Source organism: Parendozoicomonas callyspongiae, from assembly GCF_023502345.1.
Classification (GTDB): domain Bacteria; phylum Pseudomonadota; class Gammaproteobacteria; order Pseudomonadales; family Endozoicomonadaceae; genus Sansalvadorimonas; species Sansalvadorimonas callyspongiae.
In genome coordinates this window covers 78092-84375 of record NZ_JAMFLX010000020.1, presented here as the reverse complement: position 1 = coordinate 84375, position 6284 = coordinate 78092, and the positions used below count along the sequence as shown (strand labels likewise).

Here is a 6284-nt window from a genome sequence, read left to right as displayed (position 1 = left end):
AGGGCCTTAACAGGCCCTTTTTTAATGAAACTTCGTTTTAGCGCGACAACCGGAGAAACGCTTTGACCATACCGTCCTGATCAGTCCTCTCAACACGAATCTGCCGTACTTCCAGATTCTCTTTATTATGAAGCTCTATCAACCAGCCCAGCAGTTTCTGATAAGGTGCCTCGTCAATCCAGATGGAAACCCCCTGCCGCGCAGGCTGAACTCTGGCCAGCTCTAACCCGGCCTTACGTCCGCTGCTGGCAATAACCGCGGCGGCATCCTTCTTGGGAGCGGCACTCTGGTTTTTCACCAAAGACCGGGTACGTTCGTAGTTGGCTGCAATAAACTCCTGGGTTTCCCGCTCAAGTACCAGTTCGTCATACTCTCGGTCAGCCCATTGATCCAGCGGTCTCCAGATCAGCAGCCAGAACATCACAATCACCAGAAACGCTGCCAGAGCCATCAAAGCCTTCTGATCTTTTTCCGCAAGCTGATCAAAACGCTGCCTGGCCATATCCAAGTATGGGGAAAGTCGATTCATTATGGCATTCATCAGGCTTTCCTCACTGTCAGGCGGGCTGAAATTCCCTGGGTATCCTGATTACCGGTTTCCATCCGTGCATTCAGCCCCGCTGCCCGTAACTCATCCAGATAACGGTTCAAAATATCAAAGTTGGTAGCCTGCACATCAAGGGAAAGCCGACCGTTGGCTTCATTAAAATCCATATTGCGGGGAGTAATGGTTTTACCAGTCTCACCATCAGTCACTTTGGAGATGGTTTGTAAGATATCGAGAAAAACGGCTTCACTTTTCTGGCTGCTGGCGCTGCGCAGGAATTTGGTTAACCGGTCACGAACATCGACCACGGTTTTATCACCTGGTCGTAGTTGCTGATAAGTCGCCAGATTCTCCGCCCGCAGCACATCAGCCCGATGCTCAAAATAGAATCCACTGCTGACATTAAATACCAGTTCCACACCCAGCCAGAGACTTGCTGCAATCGCAACCGGTTTCCATTGACGCAGGCGCCTGCTGGCCCGGCGGGCGCATTTGTAGGCTCCGGTACGGAAATCCAGCAAGGTTCTTTTCTTAATTTTTTCAGAGATAGCAGGAATCACATCAAAAAACAGTGACTGGTTGTCCCTGGCCACCCTTTCAACCGGAACATTTTTTTCTGCTATCTGAATGATTTCCTGGAATGTCTGCTCATCACCCGGCCCAGTATAAATCCGTACTGATGTCACCAGATCATTATCCTGTGAGAGCGAATCTTCTTCCTCAGGGTCTTCAACACCTTCCATTGCCGGTGTCGGTTCATCCTCGAGCAAACCGGGAATAATAACTGGCAAGGCTTCAATATCCAGCAACTGCCCATACCCGTTCCCCTTGGCCAGAAGGGCATGGTCACCCTCCAGCCAAATGCTGAGAACACCCTGTTCTCCCTTAAAGAACTGGGTTTCAGCAATCACTTTCTGCGGATCAGCTCCAGCGGAAACAAATAACTCAATCAGCTGTTTTATTGCCTTATGACTGATACAGCTGCTGCGGGTAGAATCACCAGAAGAGTCCAGTGCCGACACCAAAAACTGGCTTTCAAGGTCAAAGGCAAGTTTCTCTTCAAGCAAAAAAGGCAGTGCCTGTTGCCAGTGCTTACGCTGATTATCATTCAGATGCATCCTGAATGATGCTGCCAGACACCCTGGAACGATAAGAAAAATGGGGAGATCCTGTTCATTCAGGGTCTGGGTTGCCCGCCAGGCTGACAGCTCACTCAATGTGCCGGTTAAGATTGGCCCGACACATGTGGCTTCCCTACTGGCATACACCCATTCCAGCATGAAATCTGTTGAGGACAGGCTGGCATCCGGCGCTATCCGTACAACCAGTTGTGTTTTCATTATTACCTCACTGATTCACGCAGTTCCTGCACCCATCGTGGAAAAACGCCCACTTCACGACTGATAACTGTGACCTTACCTTCTGCATTTCTCACCAGCCGGCTATGCAGGTAATAGGTGATATCGCGGTATCTAGCCCTGGTGTAAACACTGTAATAACTGCTCTTCAAGGCCAGAAATCCTTCCACCTGCTTGGAGAGCTTATTCTTTAGCAACGGAAGATCCTTCACTTCCTTCAACTCAGCATAGCCATCCTTTGGACGGGAGTTCACAAATCCCTTGGCATCGGCCTCACTGATACGCTCATTCAATGCTCTCAAGACACCTGCTGACACTGTATTCATATTAATTCCGGCAGTTTCATCTGGCAGGACGGAAACCAAAGGAACCAGCTTGTTAAAGTCATCCAGTGACAGAATCTCCATCAGCCTGAGTTCGGACACCGACGCCAGCAATGTATCTCCGGTTCTGTAAGGAGGGGTCAGCAGCAGGTAGTTGTTATCTTCCGCCCCGCCGGGTAGTGCATCCTGGTTTTCATCAACCCAGTCCCTGATGCGATAGGCAAGGCGGGCATCAATATTATGAGCCACCAGCAGCCTTTCCAGCATTTTCAGTTTTTCTTTATTATCCTTACCTGCCAGCAGGTTGAGGTTGAAGCGCCCCTGATCATCCAGAGTGAGAATAGTGATATCACCGTCTTCTGTTTCCAGGTTCAGCTCATCGGCTGCCCACGGCTCATTCCAATGATCAATCTGGCGATTTTCCTGCTTGTCTTTAACCGCATCTTCTTCCAGAAGAGCAGCAATATAGTTTTCAGCCCCCAGAGCATAGTGTCTGGCCTGCAGATACTGCAGGTGGCGGGCATTTTTCTCTGTATTCAGATGCAGGTTGGTAATAATTCTGCTGGCCATCACCGTGACCAGGGCGAAGATTACCATCACGAAAATCAGGGCAACTCCACGCTGATGAGATACCATACAAGGGGTTCTATTCATCATCCCCACCTCTCGATCTCCACTGCTCACTCTGACTGGAGTTGGGTGGCTTCCCCTTGCTATCCGATTTTCCCCCTTTAGAGTTAGCCTCAGATTTTTTTTCGGACGGTTTGAATGTTGGCCCGGGAATCAGCTGCTGCAGGGTTCCCAGAGATTCATGGACAAGTGTGATCTCAATAGCAGAGGGAACCATTCTGACCCGCTCTGACTGTTTATCGCTGGCAGGAGGCCAGCTGGTATGCCAGCGCCTTTTAGCATCCCGGAATTTCACTGAAAAGTTCTGAACATCCTCCAGAACAACCTGTTCTTTAAACGGCGTATCAGGTGCCCGATCAAGGGTCTGCCAGTAGTGTTTCAGCAACCGTCCACCATCAAACAGGTACTGAACTCTTTGCAACTCACTGCGGGGATCATTGGTAAAGTTTCGCCAGCCATGACGGGTAAAAGTAATTCTGCCATTCTCCGATTGGACAGCAGGCTCACGATCACCCAACTCATTACGAACAGGACGGATAGCCACCTGGAAGAAGTCTTTCTGTATGATCAGAAAGGCCTTCTGCACCTCACCGGTATACTCCCAAATAGCTTCTGTCACCTCCTTGGTAGAGGTTACGGCTTTAAAAATTCGGTAACATCCGGCTGACAGCAGAGCAAAAATCGCTATTGCTATCAACAGCTCAAGCAGGGTAAAGCCTTGCAGGGAAGCCCGTCTTATCATTCAGGAGGCCTCCGTACATAACCGGTTAACCGGTAAAGTGGAACGGCCTTATCAGATGGAGTTGCTCCACCAGGGAACACACCGATTTCAACCCGGCGTAAACCATCCTGCGATGTAACGGAAACAATGCTGCGCAGGTACCACTCTCTTCCGGATAGAGACGCAGTACTGGAACGCTTTCCCGGATCAGGCCAGGCATTTTCAACGTAGTATTTATTTAATTCCAGATCAGCCAGCCAGGAGGCCATGACTTTATCCTGTACCCTGGCAGTTTGACGAATGGCCCGTCCATCTGTCACCAGCAAGACAGATGCAGCCAGAGCAAAAATTGCCAGAGCAACAAGTATCTCCAGGAGAGTAAACCCCGCGACTTTCCTGCACTTTCGGCGCTTAAAGTGAGAGAACTGGTCCAATGCCATCACTCTCCAGCTGCACCGCTCTCTGATTGTCTCCCTTCAGAGAGAACTCCAGGAAAAAGGGGGTCATTTGGGTATCTGTGTAAAATATCAGTGTTGGACTGTCACTCTGTTCATCTTGAACAAGTGACCTGTTTCTTGAGTTTTTGGAATTGTCATTGAGGACAACATCCTCAGTCAGCTTATACTCCCTGAAGCTGGCCTCATCGAGAAGCTTCCACTTCTCATCATCCTGAGACCACTGCCACCAGCGGTAACCTTTGCGGGTCAGGGAAAGTCCAATCTCCCTATCTTCAATCAAAGCCCTTTCGCGGGCCTGTTCTACCAGCACCTGGAAGCGGAATGCCTCATCCTTTACCTTCTGCAGGGCACCACCAACATTGGGAACAATAAGCGCTACACCAATCATAATTCCGATAATTAAAACCACCACCAGAATTTCGATCAGAGTAAAACCTTTATAACGTGATAAGTAACGCGCCCTGCCCCCTGCAGCCATTACTCTTCCCAGTTGCCAATATCGGCATTAAAGCCATCACCGCCGATACGTCCATCTGCACCCAGTGAGTAGAGGTCATAACTGCTCTGGTTATGACTGCCTGGCTGCTCGTATTGGTAAGCGTTACTCCAGGGATCCTGGGGAATCTTTTTCAGATACCCATCAGGGTTCCAGTTCCGTGGTTCAGGATTTCCTACAGGCTCCTTGACCAAAGCTTCCAGCCCCTGTTCAGTACTGGGGTAAAAACCGTTATCAAGGCGGTACATCTCCAGGGCACTGGCGATGGCCTTGATATCAGCCTGGGCAACAGTCACCTTGGCCTGATCCGGCCGACTCATAATATTGGGTACAACCAGGGCAGCCAGCACTCCAAGGATGACTACAACCACCATGATCTCAATCAGGGTAAAACCGGTCTGCTTACCTCTGATAGGATTTTGTTTTCTCATAAGCCCACTCCTCCGATCTCTTTTATATTCTTAACCATGGAAATACCCATCACATTTTCATTTTTCGGGGTGGGTATTTCCCGCTTATGGCTGTTTGTTCATTAACTGATTAGGGTGTTCATATTCAGGATTGGCAGCAGAATGGCCAGAACGATCAGCAGAACAACACCCCCCATAACCACCAGCATCAGCGGTTCAAACAATCCAACCAGCATAGCAATCCGGTTCTCCAGCTCCATCTGCTGATTATTAGCTGTCCTTTCCAGCATATTATCCAGCTCACCGGTTGCCTCACCGCTGGCAATCATATGTAGCATCAGGGGCGGAAACAGGTCGGTTTCCTTCAGCGCCTTGTTCAGACTGGCTCCTTCACTGACCTTGCGTGCCACAACTATAACGGCCTCCCTCATGGCATCATTACCAACAACCTGTGAGGCAATCGCCAAAGCATCCACCAGTGAGACACCACTGCGGGTCAAAATACTCAGGGTGCTGGCAAACTGGGATGTATTCAGTGCCCGACTGAAGCGGCCTACAATCGGCAATCCAAGAATACGCCTGTGCCACTGAAGCCGGATAGCTGGCTTCTTAAGCAAATACTGAACAGTGACCACAGCAATAATTACGGAGAGAAGAAGGTATGGCCACCATGTCTGGAAACCATTACTGGCCATTATCAGCAGTTCAGTAATCAGAGGCAGTTCCTGGCCACCATCGATAAAGACCTTGATAACATCCGGAACCACATACCCCAGCAGGAAGCTGACAATACCAACCGCAGCCAGCATCAGGATCATGGGATAGAGAAGTGCCAGCTGCACTTTCTGCCGGGACTGCATTCTCTGCTCGGTATAATCTGCCAGCCGGTTTAAAACCTTATCGAGATAGCCCGCATGTTCACCGGCTGCCACAGTGGCGCGATACATCTGGGGAAAGTGGCCAGGAAAGGCATCCATACTGTTGGCCAGGGTATGCCCCTCAAGAACACGGGAACGAATGGCCAGAACAATATTTCTCAGTCGCCGGTTTTCCTGCTGGGCAGCAACTGCCTGTAACGCTTCCTCAACCGGCATGGCAGCATGGATCAGAGTTGCCAACTGCCTGGTAATCAGTGCTAATTGTGATGCCGACAGGCCTTGCCCCAGACCGCGTATAACAGTACTGTTTTTATTCTTCTGTTCGGATACAGTATCGACACTGAGCGGAGTCCAGCTTTTGTCCCGCAGCATCTGACGGATCTGTCGGGGGCTGTCAGCCTCCAGCGTGCCTCGCTGCTGCTTGCCTGCTTCATCCAGTGCGGTATATTCAAAAGCTGCCATA

Annotated in this window: 8 protein-coding genes; all 8 read right to left on the bottom strand. The window is 50.1% G+C overall.

What is annotated here, in order from left to right:
• Positions 1–37: 37 nt before the first annotated feature.
• Positions 38–529, bottom strand: a complete 492-nt coding sequence (gene gspM / locus M3P05_RS14580; RefSeq protein ID WP_249700534.1) for a type II secretion system protein GspM — start codon at positions 527–529, stop codon at positions 38–40.
• An 11-nt stretch (positions 530–540) separates the two neighbouring features.
• Entirely contained in the window at positions 541–1887 is a 1347-nt protein-coding gene (gspL, locus tag M3P05_RS14575) for a type II secretion system protein GspL (RefSeq protein WP_249700532.1), read from the bottom strand.
• A 2-nt stretch (positions 1888–1889) separates the two neighbouring features.
• Positions 1890–2885 (bottom strand): type II secretion system minor pseudopilin GspK, encoded by a 996-nt coding sequence (gene gspK, locus M3P05_RS14570; protein WP_249700530.1) that lies wholly within the window; start codon positions 2883–2885, stop codon positions 1890–1892.
• Complete coding sequence (gene gspJ / locus M3P05_RS14565; protein ID WP_249700528.1) at positions 2875–3600, bottom strand: type II secretion system minor pseudopilin GspJ; 726 nt, start codon at positions 3598–3600, stop codon at positions 2875–2877. Before gspJ ends, gspK begins: the two co-directional genes overlap by 11 nt.
• Positions 3597–4019 (bottom strand): type II secretion system minor pseudopilin GspI, encoded by a 423-nt coding sequence (gene gspI / locus M3P05_RS14560; protein WP_249700527.1) that lies wholly within the window; start codon positions 4017–4019, stop codon positions 3597–3599. Before gspI ends, gspJ begins: the two co-directional genes overlap by 4 nt.
• Positions 3991–4515, bottom strand: coding sequence for a type II secretion system minor pseudopilin GspH (gene gspH / locus M3P05_RS14555; protein WP_249700525.1), 525 nt, complete (start codon positions 4513–4515; stop codon positions 3991–3993). The genes gspI and gspH overlap by 29 nt, the downstream gene beginning before the upstream one ends.
• Complete coding sequence (gspG, locus tag M3P05_RS14550; protein WP_249700523.1) at positions 4515–4964, bottom strand: type II secretion system major pseudopilin GspG; 450 nt, start codon at positions 4962–4964, stop codon at positions 4515–4517. The genes gspH and gspG overlap by 1 nt, the downstream gene beginning before the upstream one ends.
• Before the next feature lie 101 nt (positions 4965–5065).
• Complete coding sequence (gene gspF, locus M3P05_RS14545) at positions 5066–6283, bottom strand: type II secretion system inner membrane protein GspF (RefSeq protein WP_249700522.1); 1218 nt, start codon at positions 6281–6283, stop codon at positions 5066–5068.
• Position 6284: the final 1 nt, after the last annotated feature.

Bases quoted from the DNA above. Each gene is read 5' to 3' on its own strand.
- gspM (WP_249700534.1), bottom strand. From the start codon at position 529: ATGAATCGACTTTCCCCATACTTGGATATGGCCAGGCAGCGTTTTGAT.
- gspL (WP_249700532.1), bottom strand. From the start codon at position 1,887: ATGAAAACACAACTGGTTGTACGGATAGCGCCGGATGCCAGCCTGTCC.
- gspK (WP_249700530.1), bottom strand. From the start codon at position 2,885: ATGATGAATAGAACCCCTTGTATGGTATCTCATCAGCGTGGAGTTGCC.
- gspJ (WP_249700528.1), bottom strand. From the start codon at position 3,600: ATGATAAGACGGGCTTCCCTGCAAGGCTTTACCCTGCTTGAGCTGTTG.
- gspI (WP_249700527.1), bottom strand. From the start codon at position 4,019: ATGGCATTGGACCAGTTCTCTCACTTTAAGCGCCGAAAGTGCAGGAAA.
- gspH (WP_249700525.1), bottom strand. From the start codon at position 4,515: ATGGCTGCAGGGGGCAGGGCGCGTTACTTATCACGTTATAAAGGTTTT.
- gspG (WP_249700523.1), bottom strand. From the start codon at position 4,964: ATGAGAAAACAAAATCCTATCAGAGGTAAGCAGACCGGTTTTACCCTG.
- gspF (WP_249700522.1), bottom strand. From the start codon at position 6,283: ATGGCAGCTTTTGAATATACCGCACTGGATGAAGCAGGCAAGCAGCAG.